13 protein-coding genes are annotated in these 21,019 nt (G+C 38.9%); 4 read left to right on the forward strand and 9 right to left on the reverse strand.

The window, feature by feature from the left end; genetic code table 11:
- Positions 1 to 654 precede the first annotated feature (654 nt).
- Positions 655 to 9,234, forward strand: coding sequence for an Ig-like domain-containing protein (locus B5D82_RS02525; RefSeq protein WP_157673826.1), 8,580 nt, complete (start codon positions 655 to 657; stop codon positions 9,232 to 9,234).
- A gap of 395 nt (positions 9,235 to 9,629) precedes the next feature.
- On the opposite strand, the gene B5D82_RS02530 is transcribed toward B5D82_RS02525, so the two are convergent.
- The 5 genes from B5D82_RS02530 to B5D82_RS02550 all read right to left on the reverse strand — a co-directional run bounded on the left by B5D82_RS02530 (position 9,630) and on the right by B5D82_RS02550 (position 13,135).
- Positions 9,630 to 9,881: a hypothetical protein gene (locus tag B5D82_RS02530; RefSeq protein ID WP_081148963.1), complete on the reverse strand. Its 252-nt coding sequence runs from the start codon at positions 9,879 to 9,881 to the stop codon at positions 9,630 to 9,632.
- A gap of 25 nt (positions 9,882 to 9,906) precedes the next feature.
- Positions 9,907 to 10,125: a hypothetical protein gene (locus tag B5D82_RS02535; RefSeq protein WP_081148965.1), complete on the reverse strand. Its 219-nt coding sequence runs from the start codon at positions 10,123 to 10,125 to the stop codon at positions 9,907 to 9,909.
- A gap of 481 nt (positions 10,126 to 10,606) precedes the next feature.
- Positions 10,607 to 11,221 carry a hypothetical protein gene (locus B5D82_RS02540; protein ID WP_081148967.1) on the reverse strand — a complete coding sequence of 205 codons (615 nt, stop codon included), beginning with the start codon at positions 11,219 to 11,221 and terminating at the stop codon, positions 10,607 to 10,609.
- Positions 11,222 to 11,265: 44 nt separating this feature from the next.
- Positions 11,266 to 11,877: a TetR/AcrR family transcriptional regulator gene (locus B5D82_RS02545; RefSeq protein ID WP_081148968.1), complete on the reverse strand. Its 612-nt coding sequence runs from the start codon at positions 11,875 to 11,877 to the stop codon at positions 11,266 to 11,268.
- A gap of 31 nt (positions 11,878 to 11,908) precedes the next feature.
- Positions 11,909 to 13,135 carry a threonine/serine exporter family protein gene (locus B5D82_RS02550; RefSeq protein WP_081148970.1) on the reverse strand — a complete coding sequence of 409 codons (1,227 nt, stop codon included), beginning with the start codon at positions 13,133 to 13,135 and terminating at the stop codon, positions 11,909 to 11,911.
- A gap of 230 nt (positions 13,136 to 13,365) precedes the next feature.
- Here B5D82_RS02550 and B5D82_RS19825 point away from each other — a divergent pair, with 230 nt between their 5' ends.
- On the forward strand, positions 13,366 to 13,539 hold the full coding sequence (locus B5D82_RS19825) for a hypothetical protein (RefSeq protein ID WP_157673827.1): 174 nt from the start codon (positions 13,366 to 13,368) through the stop codon (positions 13,537 to 13,539).
- A 116-nt stretch (positions 13,540 to 13,655) separates the two neighbouring features.
- On the opposite strand, the gene B5D82_RS02555 is transcribed toward B5D82_RS19825, so the two are convergent.
- The 3 genes from B5D82_RS02555 to B5D82_RS02565 form a co-directional block, all read right to left on the reverse strand.
- Positions 13,656 to 16,142: a bifunctional diguanylate cyclase/phosphodiesterase gene (locus B5D82_RS02555; RefSeq protein ID WP_081148971.1), complete on the reverse strand. Its 2,487-nt coding sequence runs from the start codon at positions 16,140 to 16,142 to the stop codon at positions 13,656 to 13,658.
- A 9-nt stretch (positions 16,143 to 16,151) separates the two neighbouring features.
- Positions 16,152 to 17,225, reverse strand: coding sequence for a polyamine ABC transporter substrate-binding protein (locus B5D82_RS02560; RefSeq protein WP_081148973.1), 1,074 nt, complete (start codon positions 17,223 to 17,225; stop codon positions 16,152 to 16,154).
- A 192-nt stretch (positions 17,226 to 17,417) separates the two neighbouring features.
- Entirely contained in the window at positions 17,418 to 18,200 is a 783-nt protein-coding gene (locus B5D82_RS02565; RefSeq protein ID WP_081148975.1) for an NRDE family protein, read from the reverse strand.
- A gap of 128 nt (positions 18,201 to 18,328) precedes the next feature.
- On the opposite strand from B5D82_RS02565, the gene B5D82_RS02570 reads away from it, so the two are divergent.
- The gene (locus B5D82_RS02570) at positions 18,329 to 19,099 is read left to right on the forward strand and encodes a class II aldolase/adducin family protein (protein ID WP_081148977.1); all 771 of its coding nucleotides are present in this window, start codon (positions 18,329 to 18,331) and stop codon (positions 19,097 to 19,099) included.
- 76 nt (positions 19,100 to 19,175) lie between these two features.
- Positions 19,176 to 20,360: a mandelate racemase/muconate lactonizing enzyme family protein gene (locus B5D82_RS02575; RefSeq protein WP_081148979.1), complete on the forward strand. Its 1,185-nt coding sequence runs from the start codon at positions 19,176 to 19,178 to the stop codon at positions 20,358 to 20,360.
- 160 nt (positions 20,361 to 20,520) lie between these two features.
- Here B5D82_RS02575 and B5D82_RS02580 read toward each other — a convergent pair whose 3' ends face one another.
- Positions 20,521 to 20,979 carry an Lrp/AsnC family transcriptional regulator gene (locus B5D82_RS02580; protein ID WP_081148981.1) on the reverse strand — a complete coding sequence of 153 codons (459 nt, stop codon included), beginning with the start codon at positions 20,977 to 20,979 and terminating at the stop codon, positions 20,521 to 20,523.
- Positions 20,980 to 21,019: the final 40 nt, after the last annotated feature.

Below are 21,019 nucleotides of genomic sequence, written 5' to 3' on the forward strand. Positions count from 1 at the left end.
TTTTGTAAAAAGGCCAAAAAAACGCCATCGAAGTTAAATCGCTATATTTGAATTTGTAAAACTTCCCGCCCCAAAACAGAGCTTTATCAAGTTACATATTGCTATTCATTTTTAATACTATATCCAACCGATCTGATTCATAGTTCTTTCATTTAGACATCGATAAGAATGACATCGCTATTAAAAAAATATCAAACTTATCTATTGATTAGTCCTAGTCGATAAATGTTCAGGTTATAAGGTGTAATTTAATCTTTACACCTTATGTTGTTCATCAATATTTTTATAGAGATAAGTTATGGTTTAGTTACGCATATAAATCAATTCATTAAATTATTTTTACTGTAAAGGAATTATACGTTTTTGAAGTTTGATTCCGTCTTTAACTCATCATTTTATTCATTTTTATTTATTAAAAATATTTTTATTTATTTTTTTACTTTTTAAAATTTTGATCTAGGCTTTAATAATACGTTGAGCAATTTTTGATGTGTTATAGCTGTTTCAAAATGCAGGTGGTCAATAAATATGGATGTTTATTTTAAAAAAGTACTAAGAGTTTTTCGTTTTGTTCTAGTTTTTCAACTGTTGATTACATCATTCTATGTAAAATCAATTGAAACTTGTGAGTCGGTTTTTGTGGCGAGTAGCGGTGTGGCTACAATTAGTATCTCAGATGCAGAGTTACTCAACTTTATTACTGGTGGGCTGCTAGGATTAAATGTAAAGCTTTCAGTTGCCGATACCGAATATAGTAGTTTGCTAAGTGCTGGAATAGATTTAGAAAGTTATCTTGATACATTAGTGGTTGATCTGAGTGTCGCTAATAAATCAGATGCTGTTGCTGCCAACATAACCCTCACGCAAGCAATTGATGCTGCGATTACTGTTCTGCAAAGCCAAGGTGGTAACACGGTTGCCATTGCCACACTGGAAGATATTAAACTTGTGGTGCCTGCCAATACTTTTTCATTACTCGATGTTATTAATTTAAATGTTGAAGATAGCGCGGTATTGTCGACAACAGTCAATGTTCTCGATTTTCATATGCTGATTTTACAGGCATTTAATCATCAAAATGCCATTAGTGCAGAAGATATTTCTTTAAATTTATCCGCACTTGGGCTTGATGGCACTTTTGGTGGCTTGTCTGTTTCTCTTAGCGATATCTCTGCCGCTATCATCGCTGTTGAAGGGCCTAAGTTAGTCAGCGGATCTGTTGGTACAGCATTTACTACTTCATCTATCAGACTGAAGATATTCGCTGATCTTGTAGACGTAGCTGCAGCTCCTTTATCTTTAGGCTTAGCAAATGTTGCCGTAAATCTTACTGATTTTGAATTGTATGCCGATGTTTCAAGAGCCAATGGCACAGTTGAACAGCTGTCATACTTAACGCAAACTTTACGCTTAAATGTAACCCCAGGAGTTGCAAGTTTATACTTAGGTCAAATTAGTGCTGTCGATTTTAATGATAGGAGCTTAACCAGTGATATTGATTATGCAACCGAAGTCGCACCAGTAGTTATAGGTAGTATTAATATTCACTTAGGTCTTGCTAATGAAACTATAGCATTAGAAGCACGTGCTAATGCGAATGTTAATGGGGCTCTAGAAAGCCTTGATTTTATAGCTCCTTTTCCTGAAAGCAAAACTACTACGGCGGGTGTTGGAGTTATTAATTCACTGCTGTCTTCTCTACTAAGCAATACAGTGCTTTCAACGACTCCAGATCCTACATTGGTGGATACGACATTGCTTTTAGCTTTGATTCGTAGCCTTGTTGTTGATGATATTTTATCACCCGTTATTAGTGATATTGTGACTAATTTTGCTGACCCAACTGCTGAAGGGTTAGGTATCAGTATCGGTAATGCTACACAGAAAGTCTTTGCGCTAAATGGTGATAGTTGTATCCCAACAGTTAATAGCGCAAATACATCTGATACCACTCCTTTGCTCAGTGGTTTGGCTTATCGTTCGACAGTAGATTCAGAGCAGTTAAATATTGTATTGAACAACATTACCTATCAGGAAGGTATCGATTTTGTCGTCACTGAAAATCAATGGTCGTTAACTGTACCTCCAGAAGACTCTATGCCAGAAGGTGTTTACAATGTTGACGCAACAGTAACTAATGGTGTTGATAGTGTTTCTGATCAAAGCACGTTTGAATTAACAATCGACTTAAGCCAACCTACCGTACAAATTCAAAATGTACCGACTAATAGCAACAGTCCTTTTACGGTAACTTTTGCCTACAGTGAACCAGTGACTGATTTTATTCTTGCTGATATCTCAGTGGGTAACGGCACTGCTAGCAATTTTACGACAGTTGATAGCAGCAACTATACCGCCTTGATCACACCGGCGGCTGATGGCGCAGTGACTTTAGATGTCAACGCCAATGTCGCACAAGATACAGCTGGAAATCTCAATACGGCGGCCACACAAGTGAGCAGTACATTTACTGCCGGTCGTCCATCAGTACAAATTCAAAATGTGCCTGCCAATTCGAAAATTGTTTTTACCGCAACCTTTGCGTTTAGTAAGCCTGTGACTGGCTTTATTCTGACTGATATATTGGTAGGTAACGGCATTGCTAGTAACTTTAGTGATGTTGACGGTAGTAACTACACGGCGTTGATTACACCAACTGTTGATGGCGCAGTGACTTTAGATGTTAATGCTAATGTTGCACAAGATAGCGGCGGTAATCTTAATACCGCAGCAGTTCAGGTTTCTAGCCAATATGATGCGACTCGCCCATCAGTCGCTATTCAAAATGTACCTGCTAATAGCAGCGGTGCTTTTACCGCAACCATTGCATTCAGTGAGCCGGTATCTGACTTTATTATTACTGATATATTGGTCGGTAACGGTATTGCCAGTAACTTTATCGATGTCGATAGTAGTAACTACACGGCGTTGATCACACCGACTGCTGATGGCGCAGTAACTGTAGACGTTAGTGCCAATGTCGCACAAGATACGGCTGGAAATTTCAATACGGTCGCCACACAAGTGAGCAGTACCTTTAATAGCACGCGTCCGTCAGTACAAATTCAAAATGTACCAGCTAATAGTAACAGTGCATTTACCGCAACTTTTGCGTTCAGTAAGCCAGTGATCAATTTTATTCCCACTGATATTACGCTCTCCAATGCGACGGTAAGTACCTTCATTATTGTCAGTACCAGTAGCTATACCGCCTTGATCACACCGACGACCAATGGCGCCGTGACTATAGACATCAATGAGAATGTCGCCCAAGATCTTTTTGGTAATCTTAATACGGCGGCCACGCAAGTGACCAGTCAATATGATGCCAGCCGTCCATCGGTTGCTATTCAAAATGTCCCTGAAAACACCAAAGCGGCGTTTATCGCCACCTTTGCCTTTGATAAAATTGTCACCGGTTTTATCATCGGTGATATCAGTGTCAGTAACGGTACGGCCAGTAACTTTATTTCTCTCGGTGGCAGTCTCTATACCGCCTTGATCACCCCTACGGCGAACGGTGTGGTGACCTTAAATGTTAACGAAAATGTTGCCCAAGATCTCAGTGGTAATCTGAATACCGCGGCCGCGCAAGTGAGCAGTAATTATGACACCCTGCGCCCATCGGTTGCGATTCAGAATGTTCCTGAAAACACCAACGGGGCATTCACCGCCACCATAGTGTTCAGTGAGCCAGTGAGCAATTTTATTCTCAATGATATTAGTGTGTCTAACGCGACGGTCAGTGACTTTATACCGGTCAGTGGCAGTAATTATACCGCGTTGATCACCCCTATAGCCGAGGGTGTGGTGACGTTGAATATTAACGAGAATGTGGCAGAAGATCTCAGTATTAATTTAAATACGGCGGCCACGCAAGTCAGCAGTACCTTTAATGGTACGCGTCCGTCAGTACAAATTCAAAATGTCCCGGCGAATAGCAGCGCACCATTCACCGCGACCTTTGCCTTTAGTGAGCCAGTGATTGACTTTATTCCCACTGATATTACGGTTACTAATGCGACGGTCAGTACCTTCATTATTGTCAGTACCAGTAGCTATTCGGCCTTGATCACCCCAACAGCCAATGGCGCGGTGACGTTAGATGTGAATGCCAATGTCGCACAAGATATCGCGGGTAACCTTAATACGGCGGCCACGCGAGTGACCAGTCAGTATGATGCCACCCGTCCATCGGTTGCTATTCAAAATGTGCCTGAAAACACCAAAGCGGCGTTTATTGCCACCTTTGCCTTTGATAAAATTGTCACCGGTTTTATCGGCAGTGATATCAGTATCAGTAACGGTAGGGCCAGTGATTTTCTTTCCCTCGGTGGCAGTCTCTATACCGCCTTGATCACGCCAACGGCGAACGGTGTGGTGACCTTAAATGTTAACGAAAATGTTGCCCAAGATCTCAGTGGCAACCTGAATACCGCGGCCGCGCAAGTGAGTACTAATTATGACACCCTGCGCCCATCGGTTGCGATTCAGAATGTTCCTGAAAACACCAACGGGGCATTCACCGCCACCATAGTGTTCAGTGAGCCAGTGAGCAATTTTATTCTCAATGATATTAGTGTGTCTAACGCGACGGTCAGTGACTTTATACCGGTCAGTGGCAGTAATTATACCGCGTTGATCACCCCTATAGCCGAGGGTGTGGTGACGTTGAATATTAACGAGAATGTGGCAGAAGATCTCAGTATTAATTTAAATACGGCGGCCACGCAAGTCAGCAGTACCTTTAATGGTACGCGTCCGTCAGTACAAATTCAAAATGTCCCGGCGAATAGCAGCGCACCATTCACCGCTACCTTTGCGTTTAGTGAGCCGGTGATTGACTTTATTCCTACTGATATTACAGTCACTAATGCGACGGTCAGTACCTTCATTATTGTCAGTACCAGTAGTTATACCGCTTTGATCACCCCAACGGCCAATGGCGCGGTGACGTTGGATGTTAATGCCAATGTTGCCCAAGATATCGCGGGTAATCTTAATACGGCGGCCACGCAAGTGACCAGTCAATATGATGCCAGCCGTCCATCGGTTGCTATTCAAAATGTCCCTGAAAACACCAAAGCGGCGTTTATTGCCACCTTTGCCTTTGATAAAATTGTCACCGACTTCATCATCGGTGATATCAGTGTCAGTAACGGTACGGCCAGTAACTTTATTTCTCTCGGTGGCAGTCTCTATACTGCCTTGATCACCCCTACGGCGAATGGTGTAGTGACCATAGACGTCAATGCTAATGTCGCACAAGATATCAGTGGCAATCTTAATACGGCTGCCACGCAAGTGAGCAGTAATTATGACACCCTGCGCCCATCGGTTGCGATTCAGAATGTTCCTGAAAACACCAACGGGGCATTCACCGCCACCATAGTGTTCAGTGAGCCGGTGAGCAATTTTATTCTCAATGATATTAGCGTGTCTAACGCCACGGTCAGTGATTTTATACCGGTTAGTGGCAGTAATTATACCGCGTTGATCACTCCGATTGTTGACGGTGTGGTGACGTTGAATATTAACGAGAATGTGGCTGAAGATCTCAGTATTAACCTCAATACGGCGGCCACGCAAGTGAGCAGTACCTTTAATGGTAAGCGTCCGTCAGTACAAATTCAAAATGTCCCGGCGAATAGCAGCGCACCATTCACCGCTACCTTTACGTTTAGTGAGCCGGTGATTGACTTTATTCCCACTGATATTACAGTCACTAATGCGACGGTCAGTACCTTCATTATTGTCAGTACCAGTAGTTATACCGCCTTGATCACGCCAACGGCCAATGGCGCGGTGACGTTGGGTGTTAATGCCAATGTTGCCCAAGATATTGCGGGTAATCTCAATACGGCCGCCACGCAAGTGACCAGTCAATATGATGCCAGCCGTCCATCGGTACAAATTCAAAATGTTCCGGCTAATACCAATATTGAATTCATCGCGATTTTTACCTTTAGTGAATCAGTTATTGATTTTACTATGAGTGATATCAGCGTAACAAATGCAATCATCAGTACCTTTATCGATATTAATGGCAGTAGCTATACAGCATTAATTTCACCGATAGCCGATGGCGAAATCACCTTGAATGTCAATGCTAATGTGGCACAAAACAACAATGGCAATCTCAACACGATGGCGGCTCAAGTGACTAGCCTATATGACACTGAACCTCCTGAGTTAACTATCTTTAAAACCGTGACAGTTAATATTGTTAATCAGTCAAATTACAAATTTGAAGGAACATGTAGTGATGATGGCAACTCGGTCGTTGTAAAAATTAATAACTTAAATTCAAATTCTGTAAATTGTGACGCAGGCCAGTGGGCCTTAAATAAGAATATGAGAGCTGTTACTGATGGCTTATCAGTAGTGACTATTAATGCGAACCAAACTGATAATGCTGGAAATATAGGGAGTGCCTCTCCAGTTGCAATTGATAAAGATACAGAAAAGCCAATATTCACTATTGATAGAGTTATTTATAGTCAAGAAAATGCGCTGATATTTAGTGGTACATCTGACACAGAAGATGGTACTGAAGTAACAATTATAGAATCAACGGACAATACCTTATGTGTCGCCCCAGTTAATGAAAATTCATGGGTCTGTGAAAGTTCAGTTATTTTACCTGAAGGAACTTACGATCTTAGAGCAGAAGCTGAAGACAAAGCAGAAAACTTGAGCATCATTTATTTTTCTAAAACTGTAAGTCTTGACGAAGACAATGATGGTATTTCAAACCTAGATGAAGGCTATGGTGACACAGACAATGACGGCATTCCGGACGCTCAAGATACAGACTCTGATAGTGATGGTGTTCTAGATAGCGTAGAAGGGATTGGCGATGATGACGGCGACAACATACCCAACTTCCAGGACTCAAGTAGTGATGAAGATATGGATGGCATCCCTGATGTAATTGAAGGTAATACCGATGTTGATAATGATGGCATTATCAACGCCCTAGACCCAGACAGTGATAATGACGGCATTGTTGATGGCTTTGAAGCAAGACTGTCTGGCAATGATAGTGACCAAGATGGTATTGATGACATATTTGATGCCGACATAGGTGGAGATGATCCTGACGGTGATGGCATTACCTATCAAGCGATAGATACGGATAATGACGGTATTGCAGATTACTTGGATAAAGATTCAGATGGTGATGGTATTCCTGATGCAATTGAAGCTTTTATAGGCTTCACAGACATAGATAATGACGGTATTTGGGATAGATATGACCAAAGTGTAACCGGTGATGCAGATAGTGATAATGATGGAATTATCGATTCCTATGACGCTGATCAAACCAATGGTTTAGATGCTGATAATGACGGTATCAATGATTTGTTAATCTTACTTAATGATCACAACCAGAACTTTATACCAGACCACCTTGATATAGATAGTGACAGCGATGGTATTCGAGATGGCATTGAAGCTCAAGTATCAGGTTTCGATCATGATAATGATGGCATTGACGATACGTTTGACGCTGATCTTTCAAACGCGATAGATGCAAACAGTGACGGAATTATCGATAACTTTACTTTCATAGATACAGACGCTGATGGCGTTATAGATATGAATGACCTTGATAGCGACAACGATGGTGACACTGATACTTTAGAAGCGAATGTTCAAGATGATAATAGAGACGGCATTATTGATGTTGGTGCACCTTTAATTACACAAGTTGTTGATACTGATGAAGATAACATTCCTGACCATTTAGACTCAGACAAAAACAATGATGGTACTTATGATATTCAAGATAATGCCCATGGCGCCTTTGACAACAATAATGATGGTCAAGTTGATATAACAGCAGATATCGATGGCGATGGGATTGATGACAGTGTTGATGGCGATACCCAAGTACTGGGTCACGGAAGTAATGCTGACAGCGATAACGACTCAGTGCTTGATGTAATCGATAAAGATGATGATAACGATGGTATTGCTGATATTACTGAGCGTTCATTTGTTGATGATGGCAATGAAACCGCGGGTATTAATAAAGTTTTAAGTACTAATACGGCTAGTGTGCAAACGACTAAAGTTCTACGCGCGCTAGATACGGACAATGATGGCATTATCGATGAAAAAGATCGCGATAGTGATAACGACGGTATTTCTGATTTAATTGAAAATGGCAGACCGAATTTATCAGGATTCGACCACGATATGGATGGTATCGACGATATGTTTGATGCCGATTTTACCGGTGGAGAAGACAATGACCTTGATGGCGTTGACGATATTTATAACGTTAAGGATACAGACGGAGATTCAGTACCTGATTACTTAGATCTTGATAGCGACAATGACAAAATTAGTGACAATGTAGAACAACTGACTGTTGCACCGTCAGGGATTGATGCTAATAGAAATGGTATTGATGATGCATTTGATCCCGCTTTTAATTCAAATCAAGATGATAATTTGGATGGCATTGACGACACACTCGTTATTTTAACTAACCCAGACGGCGATGACATATTAAACTTCCAGGACGTTGATAGCGACGGCGATAGTATCAGAGATATTGATGAACAAGCTGTCGACTTTGACGGTGATGGAACACCTAACTATCTTGATCTTGATAGCGACAATGATGCTATTAGTGACGCTATAGAAGGTCTTAATGATTTCGATACGGATGGCGCGTCTAACTTTTTAGACCTTGATAGTGATAACGATGGTATTAGTGATGCTACTGAAGGAGTAAATGACTTCGACTCTGATGGTGCATCTAACTTTTTAGACCTCGACAGTGACAATGATGGTATTAGTGACGCTAGAGAGGGGGAGAATGATTTTGACAGTGATGGAGCGTCCAACTACTTAGACCTTGATAGCGATAACGATGGAATAAGTGATGCCATTGAAGGGGAAACAGACTTTGATGGTGATGGCGCGTCTAACTTTTTAGACCTTGATAGTGATGGTGACGGCATCAGTGATGCGATAGAGGGACAGAATGACGCTGACGGTGACGGTTCGTCTAACTACTTAGACCTTGATAGTGATGGTGATGGTGTCTCTGATATTGACGAAAATGGCGATTTTGATGGTGATGGTGTGAGTGATGCTATTCAAGATAAGAGACATGTTCAAAGTTCATTAAAAGGCTCAGGAAATGTTGGTACGATATTAATTTTTATGCTGATATTATTTAATTTAATGCGCTATAGAGCTAGTAATAACACCTGATTGAGGAAATGAAGCGACAGCTGTGTAGTGTAGGATTTAGTAGATAGTGCTGAAAAGTAATCATACTGTCAACGAAATATATTATTACTTACAGTGAGTTGGATATTGTTTTAACTTTTATTTTGACTATTAATTATAGCAAAGTTGGCAATTATAAAAATTGCTCTGAAAAATATAAAATATCAGCTCTGTAGAAAAATGTTAGAAGCAGGCTAATTCAAATTGAATAGTGGCAGGAGAAAAGGGATTTTGTTGCTTTAAAAATGACTAGTTTAAAATATCTATTTTTAGGGGAGAGAATTCAGTAAATAAGTGAACTCAAATTAAGAAACCCACTTGTCTAAATGAGTTAAATAATTTGAGTGACTTAGCGTTAAATATCTAAATATATTAGCTTAGCCTTCTTTTGGAAGGACTTTAATCGCTTCATAATAGCTAGCTTCTAACTCGTCATTAATACAAGTTAATAAGTAACTATTCATTTCTGATTTTGTGATCTCATCTTCCACAGCATCGTTTTTACACTGTGCTAAAAGGCTTAAAACATATTCAGGCGATGCAGCCATTAACTCTGGCTCATCGTCTTGACTAAACGCTGCATTTGACGTTAATGCCAGAACAGCCAATGCTAAAATTAATTTTTTCATGTTCAATCTCGTTAATGTATACCTGTTACATGTCCCAATAGTCACTTAAGGAGTTAAGTTGTCTATCAAGAAATTTTTTTTCGTTTAGTGAATCTAATCGTTGTCTGATCTGATATGTTTGTTTTGTTGTCTTTCTAATTGCTTTCTTATTGGCTGAACCATAGGCAATTTCAAAACCAGCAATACCAGTATCAAAATTTGAATCTTCATCAATATCAGTGTCTGCATATGTATCAATGTTCATTTCTTTACCTTATAAAAACATCATATTTGGATTTTCCACTAGATAATGTGCCGTTAATTGGAAATAGAAAAGTGAAATATTTTGCTGTTATTAATCAAAATTTTTAATCAAATTAAAATAAGAACTAAAATGCAGAGACAAAAAATATTCGTAAAAAATATAAAGTAATATGGAAATGAATAATCGTGAAATAAAGCCATATAAAACAATGTGTTGTAATAACTTGTAACGTTAGATGTCTTGGAGGGATATGTATTTACAGTAAACCGCTATAGTAGCAAACTGGCCGAGGCAGCTTTAACAGTAGGCTTTTTATGTTAGTTATTATTTGAAATTTAAATTATTTTAATTAATTTTTACTCTACATCTCCAGTCAACGTGAAGCCGTGAGTCGTTATGGTAAGCACAGAGGAAATTTACGTCTCTGTAATTAAGCTTAAGTAAAAGACAGTAAAACCAGCAGCTATTCTTAACAGGGAGTTTACAGTTCTGTTTTTTTAGCTTGATTGCGCTGTTGCGCTAGCGCTTGTAGTTGTTTTGATTGCTGATGCAAACTATTACGCACTAATGCTTCTTGATCTTCTTCACGAATATGATGAAAAATCACTTTATGCTGACTTTCGCCGTCAATTAATTCACTATTGACGATTTCGCCAATACAGTACAGGGCCGTATTATCGTCAGAAAAAAATAACTTTAATTCAATAAAATCACTCGTGCTAAAGGTTTTTGGATTTTTGGCTTTAAAAATAATGCCTCCACCACCAAATTTAATCGCTTGAAATCTCATACTTGCTTCATTTTGCTGACTCAGAATATAACCAATGAGGAAGTCCATTTTTTTTGCTTGATGATTTAGGTATTCCATTAATTGATTAGCAACACCAGGAGCAGCTTGCAGCGGGCGCAGTGCATTTTGATCGATGGAATTTACTTCGGATGCTATTTTAAATGGTGCCGGCATATTTTCTATAAACTGCGGATAAGTTGGCAATTGCGCTAACTCGATAACACTCGCGTTAATATGAAAGTCATAGTTTATGGAAAAAAACTCATCAAATTGGGCTAATTTAGTTTGATTGCCAGCGGTAGTCATAAATAAATCACCTTATATTTTGCCTAAGTAGGCTAATCCATTATTCAATGGGTATTATGTGTACTAGCGAGAAAGACATTCACCGCACATTCACACATTTCATCAATTTGGTTTTCTTGTGCATATATGCCGTCAATAACTAAACGTGCGATGCCATGTAGGGTTGCCCAAGTTACTTGAGCCAATCTTAAAGAATTTTCATCTTGTATAATAATACCTTGTTCTTGCCATAACTTAGTCATTTCAACTTGGTAGTTGAAGCTTGCATAGGCAATTTTCTTCAATGCGTCAGTACTATTATTCTCTTTCCAAATAATGCGACCAAACATCAATTCGTATAGCGAAGGATTATTCGTTGCAAAACCGATATAAGCATGAACAAAGTTGCGATACTTCTCTTCATTCGACAGTTTTTCTTCAGAGAAAATTTCACTAACACGTTGATGCCACTGTTCAAAACCTTGCTCTGCAATGGCACAGAGTAAATCATTCTTATCGGTAAAGTGATGATAAGCTGCCGTTCTTGAAACGCCAATGCGCTCAGCAAGTTTACGTAACGATAAGCCTTCAATGCCGCCGTCAGTCACCATTTCGGTTGCCGTACTGACCAGCGATTTTCGTAAATCACCGTGGTGGTATTTTGTTTTGGTCACCATAAGTTTAGCAGCCTATTTTTAGCTCTGGTCGTCAAAGGATCTTTCTCGATGGAAAAGCGACATTAGCAAATATTAATCCAGCCACTAAAGACATAAAAATTAGAAATGTTTGTGAGCCTATATCTGTAGCGTTTAACATGGTTTGTCCGGATACCGCGTTGCTTAAACCAATATACACTTTACTTCCTGGTACCAGAACAACAAGGCCCATTAATTTAACAATGCTAGAGGGGAGGTTCATAATGCGTGAAAAAATACTGCTGTATATACCCAAAGCAAAAGCGCCAACAAATGCCCCAAGGGCAACACCTAAATACTCAGCGCCAACTATACTGGCACCAAAGGCGACATAACCTGAAATAATTCCCCATGGGGCGTCTTTTTTTCGACATTTAAATAAGATAACTAAGCTAATTGATAGAGTCGTAACTGCCGCCCATGAGGTCCAATTAGGGGTATTAGGCGGTTGAATAAAAATGACTTCTCCCCACATCATTTTTCCTAAAGCGATTCCTAAAACACCACCGAAGTAAATTTTAAACAAAATCATCAAGGCGTCCATCAATCTTGCGGTACCTGATATTAAATTTCGAGCGGCAAGCTCTGATAATGCTAGGGTTAACGACAAGCCTGGAATAAACGCGATAATGCTAGATAAAACCACTAATGGGATATTTATGCTGGGATCAATTAAGGCAATTGCCGTCGCTAAAATAGCGGTTGTCATTGCAGCAATGGGCTCTAACATATCCGTTACACGGCGTGAGCGTTCAGCCCAAAAAGTAAATAAGCAAACAACCAAGCCTAACAAGCTAGACCAAAATACGTCATTCCAACTGGTGTGCATTAGCATGGCGAAAGCACCACTGGATGCACCAAAAGCAAGAAACGTTAAAAACCGGCCATAAGGGTTAGGCTTATTAGCAATTTCATCTAAGCGTTCAATAGACTCTGCAAGTGTGCGTTGGCCTGAGGTTAGTTCATCAACTAATTCGTCGGCACGAGCCAATGAACCTAAATCGAGTTCGCCCGGCGCAACACGAAGAATATGGTTGTAGTCTTGATTTTCGTCATCTTCTGATAAAACAAAAGTTAACGATGTCGGTGTAATAACAAAAGAGCCAAATACATTTAAGCTATTCGAAACATCGGTTAAATGAGCTTCTAATCGATAAGCAGGCGTACCAAATTTATGTAAGGCTTTGCCTAAGCGAATTATAAATCGACGTTTATCGGTGAAGTTATCTGTATCTGCCATAGCAAGTTTGTTCAAATTTTAGAGAGTTGTATATGGTAAATGATTAATTTTAAAATGAAAGCATAGATGCATGTTCTGAATGAATTTGTTTTCTAAATGTATTTTAGTATTGTTTCGGAAAGTTTGCAGATAACATTAATCTCGGTATGATACTTCAACTTTCGTGACTGCTTCTTGCTAAAAACTTAACAGTCGCCAATAAAATTTCCCCCAATAGGATAGTAACCCCAATGACTTTATTGATTATTTTATTTTGTGTATTTGCAGCCGTTGCTCTAATGGTCATTATAGGGGAACGTTACGGCAAGCCCATGGAAGCAGAGCAGCAGCAAAAGTACTCAAAAATACTGTGGGTAGTGGTTTTTATTGCTATTATTGCCGCTATAATACGCCAAATGCTGTAAATTCTGCACAAGTAAAACTAACACCTAGATTCTACAATTTACTGCTTATTTGGTTTTCCTCGCGCTAAGCTCGGGTGTACAGTACTGGCTATATTTTGTAATGGCTTAATTGCTGGCTATTTATTAAGTTGTTCTAGATAATTTGGAACCTCTTTAGCAGGTAAAGCTTTGCTAAAGAAAAACCCCTGAATATAATTACACTTTCCTTGGGTTAAAAAATCAAGTTGTTCTTGTGTCTCAACTCCTTCAGCAACTACTGTATGGCCCAAAGCATGCGACATTTGAATAATTGCGGTTACAATAGCCGAGTGATTACCCTGATTAATCTTATTAACAAATGTACGATCAATTTTAACCGTATTAATTGGGAAGTTAGATAAATAGCTTAACGATGAAAAACCGGTACCAAAGTCATCAACCGCAACAGTAATTCCTAAGGCTTGTAGTCTTTGTAAATTTTCTATAATGCCTTTAGAGCCGTCAACAATACTAGATTCGGTAATTTCCACTTCAAAATACTCAGCTGCTAAGTCATGAGTTGATAATGCCGACATAATCATCTCGCTTATGTCTTCCCTCATGATATGAGTACCAGAAAAATTTACAGCAATCGGTATTTTAAATAGATTGTTTTTCTGCCAATAAGCATTTTGCCTACACACCTCATTCACAATCCATTCGGTTAAGGGAATAATAAGGTTTCGTTGCTCTGCCACACGAATGAGTTTTTCTGGGTTGACCATTTCACCATCATCCAATTTCCAACGAATCAGTGCTTCAAAACCACTTACCCGGTTCGGATTAGGAGTGATTTTTGGTTGATAATGCATTTCCAAGCCTGTTTTTGTTTGAATCGACTTACGTAGCGCTGCTTCAAGCTGATTAATTTCATCCTGTTCTTCTCTCATGTTATGAGAGTAAAAATGATAAGTGTTTTTGCCCATTTTTTTTGCATGATACATGGCTATATCTGCATTTTGAATCAAGCTTTCTATAGTGAGACCATCGTATGGATAAACAGAAACTCCCAAACTCGTTGAGCCAAAATGTTCATACTCATTCAACATAATAGGCTCGGAAAGTGTTTTTATAATCCGTTGAGCAACAATTGAAATGTCATTACTTTGTTTAATATCATTGAGGACAACAATAAATTCATCACCACCTAATCGGGCAATAAAGCCCTTAGAGTCTTCTTTAAATGGGGAGGTGACGAAATCTTCCAAGCGCACGGAATCACTAATTCGCCGGGCAAAGTTTTTTAATAACATATCCCCCATATTGTGTCCTAGGTTGTCATTCACCACTTTAAAGTCATCTAGGTCAATAAATAGCAAAGCGAACTGTACATTGTTTCTTTTAGAGTATGCTAACAACCGACCAAGGTAGTCATTAAACATTAAGCGATTTGGCAAGCCAGTTAAAATGTCGGTATAGGCTTGTGTTTGCAGTTCTTTAGTCGCTTGTAAAAGTTTTTTATTCATACTTTCAAAAGCGCGTGCTAAATGGCCTAATTCATCTTGTGTTCTAACTGGAATACAAACTTCTTGATTATTGTCACCTATTTCTTGTGTGGCATTATTGAGAATATCAAGTGGTGATAATACAAAACGTTTAAGGCCAAAAACCAACAAAACAGTGAGAATAATAATGGATAAAACAATAAGTATCAGTAATATCTTTTGAACATTAGCGCCATCTTGCAAATATAATGATTGCTGGTAAACAGCGTTGAGCGAATAGTTATCGTTAAGTGGATATGTTTGAACATCGTAAATATCCAGCATAAAGTCTAATTGGTGATGGTCATATTTTTTAGCGCCATTCCCTTGGGGATTTGACTCTTTAATGGCTTGGGCCAACTGTGCAATGGGTAAGGTATTAAAGGGACTATTTGTAATTTTTGTAACTTGTGACATCAATAGAGGATTTTGCTGTTGATCAACTAGCATAAATAGCATGTGTGAATCTTCAGCCATTTGATTTAAATGTTGTTGTAGTTCATCTAATGAGGTGGTTAAAAGTAAATAACCTCTTAATATTGGTTTTGTACCATAATTATCTGAAGCAAAATTATTCAATGTAATACTACGGGCAAAATATATTACAGGCTTTTGATTGTCTGGATTGACACTAAACAAAAAAGTACTGCTGACTTGTAACCGATGCAATTGCTCAATAGCTGGATGATTCAACTCCTCTTCGCTAATATTGTGTTCATCATTTGAATAACGGACATCCTCATAACCGTCAGGTAAAATAAAGCGAATTTCAGTGTACTCGGGATAAGCGTTATTAAAGGCATGAAAAACATTGAGAAGAATTGGGTGTAAAAGATTGTAGCGCTCATTTTCAGAAGCAAGTGCATACTGATTAACAAGATCATGCTGTGCAAACAACTCGACATTAGATAAGCCAACAGAAACTGCTTTTTCTAATAATCCCTGAGTTTGATTTGCATAGCTGCTAATGTTTTTTTCAATATTGTCATGAGCAATACTGACTATTTGTTGACTTGAAATCCAACCGAAAAGCATTATTGGCACTATTACCATAGGTAATGTTAGTGCCAGTAATTTAGTTCGCAGTTGTTTCTTTATCATTTTAACTCTTTAATTTATAACTTTATTGTATATTTTGCTCCGCGTTCTTAGCATTCGTCCTTGAAGCTTAAGATGCGGCTCTAACGTTTTTAATTGTTCGGCACTCGGATGTATTATTGAGTCGCTGAGAAACTCCGGTGAGAGAAACTCTTTAGCTGCAATGTTTGGGGTCGCCATATAGATGAATTCCGCATTTTTCGCGGCGTTTTTTGGCTCATTCATAAAGTTAAGAAATTTATATGCTAGTTGTTTGTTTTTTGATTGTGAGAATACTACCCAATGGTCGGTCCAAATACTGCTACCTTCTTTAGGTAAAACATATTTAACATTGGGATCTAATTTACTTAATGTCAAAGCATCGCCACCGTAGGCAATAGTTGCCGCTGCGGCACCTCGAATTAATATGCTTTCAGTTGTTAGTTGAATATAACCATATTTGAGTACATGCGGTTTTTGAGCTAGTAGCAGTGACTCAGCTTCTGCGAGTTCTTTCTTGTCCATACTATTTATAGAATAGCCCTTAGCATTCAAAGCTGCTCCTAGTAGCTCTCTCGCGCCCTTAATCATCACTATTTTTCCCTTTAGCGACGCTTGTGGCTGAAAAAGATCCATCCAAGTCTCAATTGGCTTTTCCACTAGGTCAGATCTATAAGCAATGCCCATGGTACCCCAAGTATAAGGTACGCTATAACCATAAGTACCTTGGTGAGAGTTTCTTATTTTATCATCAATATATTTCAGGTTAGGTACATCTTGGGTGCTAATTGAGTCAATCCATCCCTTGTTACTATAAATTTGCATCATCATTCCACTAACGATGCCGACATCATAGCCAATGCCATTTGTTTGATTGAGAAATTTATCTCTAGCATCATCAGTTTCGTAATACACATCAACAATTTTAACGTTAAATTCTGTTTCAAATGCAGAAACAATACTCGGATCAATGTATTCAGACCAATTAAGTATGGTTAAAGTAGGTATGTTTTTTTGTGCAAATACTGAGGAAGTAAGCAGAGAGTAAGCTATTAAACACAATGTAATGAGACTGGTGAGTTTGTGTTTACTATGTTGTCTAACCATAAAAGAGGATTCCCTATTAAATACGGTAGTCGTAAATCATATAAATAATTTGTAGTCAGCCACTTTACTACTTGAATATAATGTTTTTTATTAATTAATTAATCTTAGAATTTGATGAATAACAATGACACAATTAAAGTTGATTGACTATATAAACAATAGTCCATATTTTAATTAATTTAGAAATGTTATTTACTGTAAATTTAAAATTCGGTGCTCGGTGCTTGGGGTTAGCTGAAATTTATTTTGCTCAACGACTTCACCGTCAGAGTTATAGCTACAATCATTAACTTCAATTTCACCTGCGTTTGTTTGTAATATAATGGTGGTTGAACGTGTGCCATAGTCAGTGGAATTGATAAATATGCTACTCAGTAGTGATTCCAATTCTGTATTTAGGCCAGTATCAGGTAATTGTTGATTATCGGCGACTTGTTGATTCATCATCACAGCTAACAGTTCAGTTACGTTGACTTTATTTGACGTAATCAAACGTTCTAAATTGTTTATTCCTAAAGCCATTTTCGGCCAAATATCATCTAATGCGCCATTACACACACTATGAAAGCCTGAATTTAGTGCGACAAATTTTTTATTTACACTGTCAAAAGCTTGCAGCTTATTTAAAGGACCAAAAATTAAGTTAAAATCGTTATATTGGGCTGAGTTTTGTGTTAAATATTCCACTGTTTTATGTTCATCGTTTTGCAGTGCTTGTAACACTAAATCGCCACGTGAGCGTTTATTGACATCAAAACTATCTGGTCTTCGAAAGTTAGTTAAGGCTGAGAAGTTACCTGTAGGGCTTAGTCCAAGCCAAGTACCACCAGCTTGTAAATCTTTACCAGCTAATATATTTCTCTCTGGCCAATAATGCATATTTTGTGTTGGTCGTTGATGGAATTCATCACGGTTCGCGCAAATAATGACCGGGTAATCTGGGTGTTGATCTATGGCGATAAATAAAATACACATAATTAGCCTTTTTAATTCTATCTAAGAATATCTGGTGCTTTCACTCAAGGTCATCATAGGATAAGGTTTGTAGCAATAAAATCACAGATACCACTAACGTATTTTTCAAGGAATAATAGTAGAAGCTGATGTTAACACTTCCGGTAATCGATTTAAAAAATAAAGTATCAGCACAAGAATGGCAACTTAGAGTAGATTTAGCTGCATGTTATCGACTCATTGCTCTGCATGGCTGGGATGACCTAATTTACACCCACGTTTCAGTGCGTATTCCAAATACTGAGCATGTCCTGATCAATGCTTTTGGTTTGCGCTTTGATGAAATAACCGCGTCAAACTTAGTTAAAGTTGATATGGACGGTAATATTGTTGATGCCGATAGTCCATTCGACTTTAACCCTGCAGGTTTTACTATCCATAGTGCGATTCACGCAGTACGACACGATGCACTTTGTGCACTGCACGTACATTGTAATGAAGCGATCGCGGTGGCAAGTTTAGAGCAAGGTTTACTGCCGATTAGTCAATATTCTATGTTCGCATTAGCCTCATTAAGTTATCACGACTATGAAGGTCTAGCGGTTAATGACGATGAAAAGCTGCGCATTCAGCAAGACTTAGGCGATACAAATTTTATGTTGCTACGTAACCATGGCGCTATAACTTTGGGTAATACCATTGGTGATGCGTTTATGCATATGTACGACTTGATACGTGCTTGTCAAATTCAAGTGCAAGTGATGTCAACGGGCATGAAACCCTTGTTGGTTGATCAAAGCATTGTGGATGGTATTAAAGCCCAAGCAAATGTTGTACATACCGGTTCAACCGGTGGACAAAAAGCTTGGCCGGCGATGTTACGCCGAGTGTATAAAGAAGACGCAAGTTTTGCGCTATAAGCCTTAAGCGCTAAGTCCTTAATAACTTAGTTTAGTCATTTTAGAACCGCATTAAAAAGTATATAAAGAGAGCATAATGAAAGTAACTCACGTAGAAATTTTTGATATTGAATGTCCAAAGCGTCCAGGTTGGAACCCCGTTTTTATTCGTGTTCACACCGATGAAGGCATTAGCGGTGTTGGTGAGGCTGGCCTAGCATATGACTGGGGTCATAGCGCAGCAGCCGCCATGTTAAAAGAAATTAGCGAAGCGGTGTTAATTGGTTTTAATCCTTTTAATACTGAATTACTGTGGTCGCGTATGCTGCGAGAAAGCTTTTGGGGTTTAGGCGGCGGACCGGTACTTTATTCTGCAATGAGCGCAATTGACACCGCTTTATGGGATATAAAAGGTAAAGCACTTGGTTTACCGGTTTATCAATTATTAGGCGGTAAAACCAATGAAAAACTGCGCACTTATGCTAGTCAATTACAGTTTGATTGGGATGAAAAAATTAATAAACTGATTGAGCCAGCGCAATATGCAGAAGCGGCACTAAAAGCAGTGGCACAAGGTTATGACGCAGTAAAGGTTGATCCGATTGTTTATAACCAAGACGGTAGCTCTTCATTCGATCGCACGAAATTATTTACCCCAAAACAAATGCGTTTGTTTGGTAATCGTTTACGGGCTATTCGTGATGCTGTTGGCGAAGATGTCGATATTATTTTTGAATCGCATTCGTTAATGGGCGCGGCATCAGCGATTCAAATGGGAAGAATTGTTGAAGAAGTTGGTTGTATGTTTTATGAAGAGCCAGTAAATTATCTTAACTCAGCGGTGCATAAAAAAGTTGCTGATAACGTTAATGTGCCGATTGCTGGTGGTGAGCGATTGTATCACCGCTGGGATGTAAGGCCTTATTTTGAAGATCAAAGTATTGATGTTTTACAACCTGATATTGGCTTATGTGGTGGTTTTACTGAAGCTAAAAAGGTTTGTGATTATGCTGATGTTTATGATATTCGCATTCAAGCCCATGTTTGTGGCGGCCCTGTTGCCACGGCAGCGTCTTTGCACCTTGAAACGGCGATCCCTAACTTTTTAATTCATGAACATCATACCTATGCTATTAAAGACTGGAACCGTGAGTTATGTTTACAAGATCCACAACCGGTAAATGGCTTTTTTGAAGTGTCTGAAACGCCAGGTATTGGTATTGAGTTAAATGATGAAATTGTCAAACGTTCGCCGAATGTTACGGTTAATGCATTGAAATAAATGGACAGGTAGCGGTCAGTTTAAAGCTGTCAGCTCTAAGAAAAGTCAAAGTGTTTTTTAATTTAGAGGTATCAGTAAAAAGCACTTACAGGCTGCTATTGGCGTTAGTGATTAAGTAGTGATTAAAAGGTAGCTTTTGCTACCTTTTTTAATGCGTTCGTTAAATATAGTCAATAGGTAGGGCGGTGGTGTATTTAATTTCTTCCATGGCAAAGCTTGAGCTGATATCGGCAAAACTCGCTCGGGTAATTAAGCGCTGATAAAAGCTGTCGTATGCTTTCATATCAGGCACCACAACACGCAATAAATAATCAACTTCGCCGCTCATTCGGTAAAACTCTAGTATCTCAGGAAAGTCTATCGCGACTTTCCTAAACTCACTCAGCCAGTTTGGATTATGCTGATTGGTTTTTATTGTTACAAATACCGTTAAACCGACATTAAGTTTTTCAGGATCTGCCAGTGCCACGCGGCCTTTAATAATGCCTGACTTTTCCATTGCTTGAATACGTCGCCAACAGGGCGTGGTGGACAAACCCACTTGACTGGCTACTTCACTGACCGAGGCTGTGCAGTCATGTTGTAAAATGTTGAGTATTTTTTTATCGAATGCATCCATAAGCGTTAAACGGAATAGTTTTACCTAAATTAAGATTTAT

The organism is Cognaticolwellia beringensis (genome assembly GCF_002076895.1).
GTDB lineage: Bacteria > Pseudomonadota > Gammaproteobacteria > Enterobacterales > Alteromonadaceae > Cognaticolwellia > Cognaticolwellia beringensis.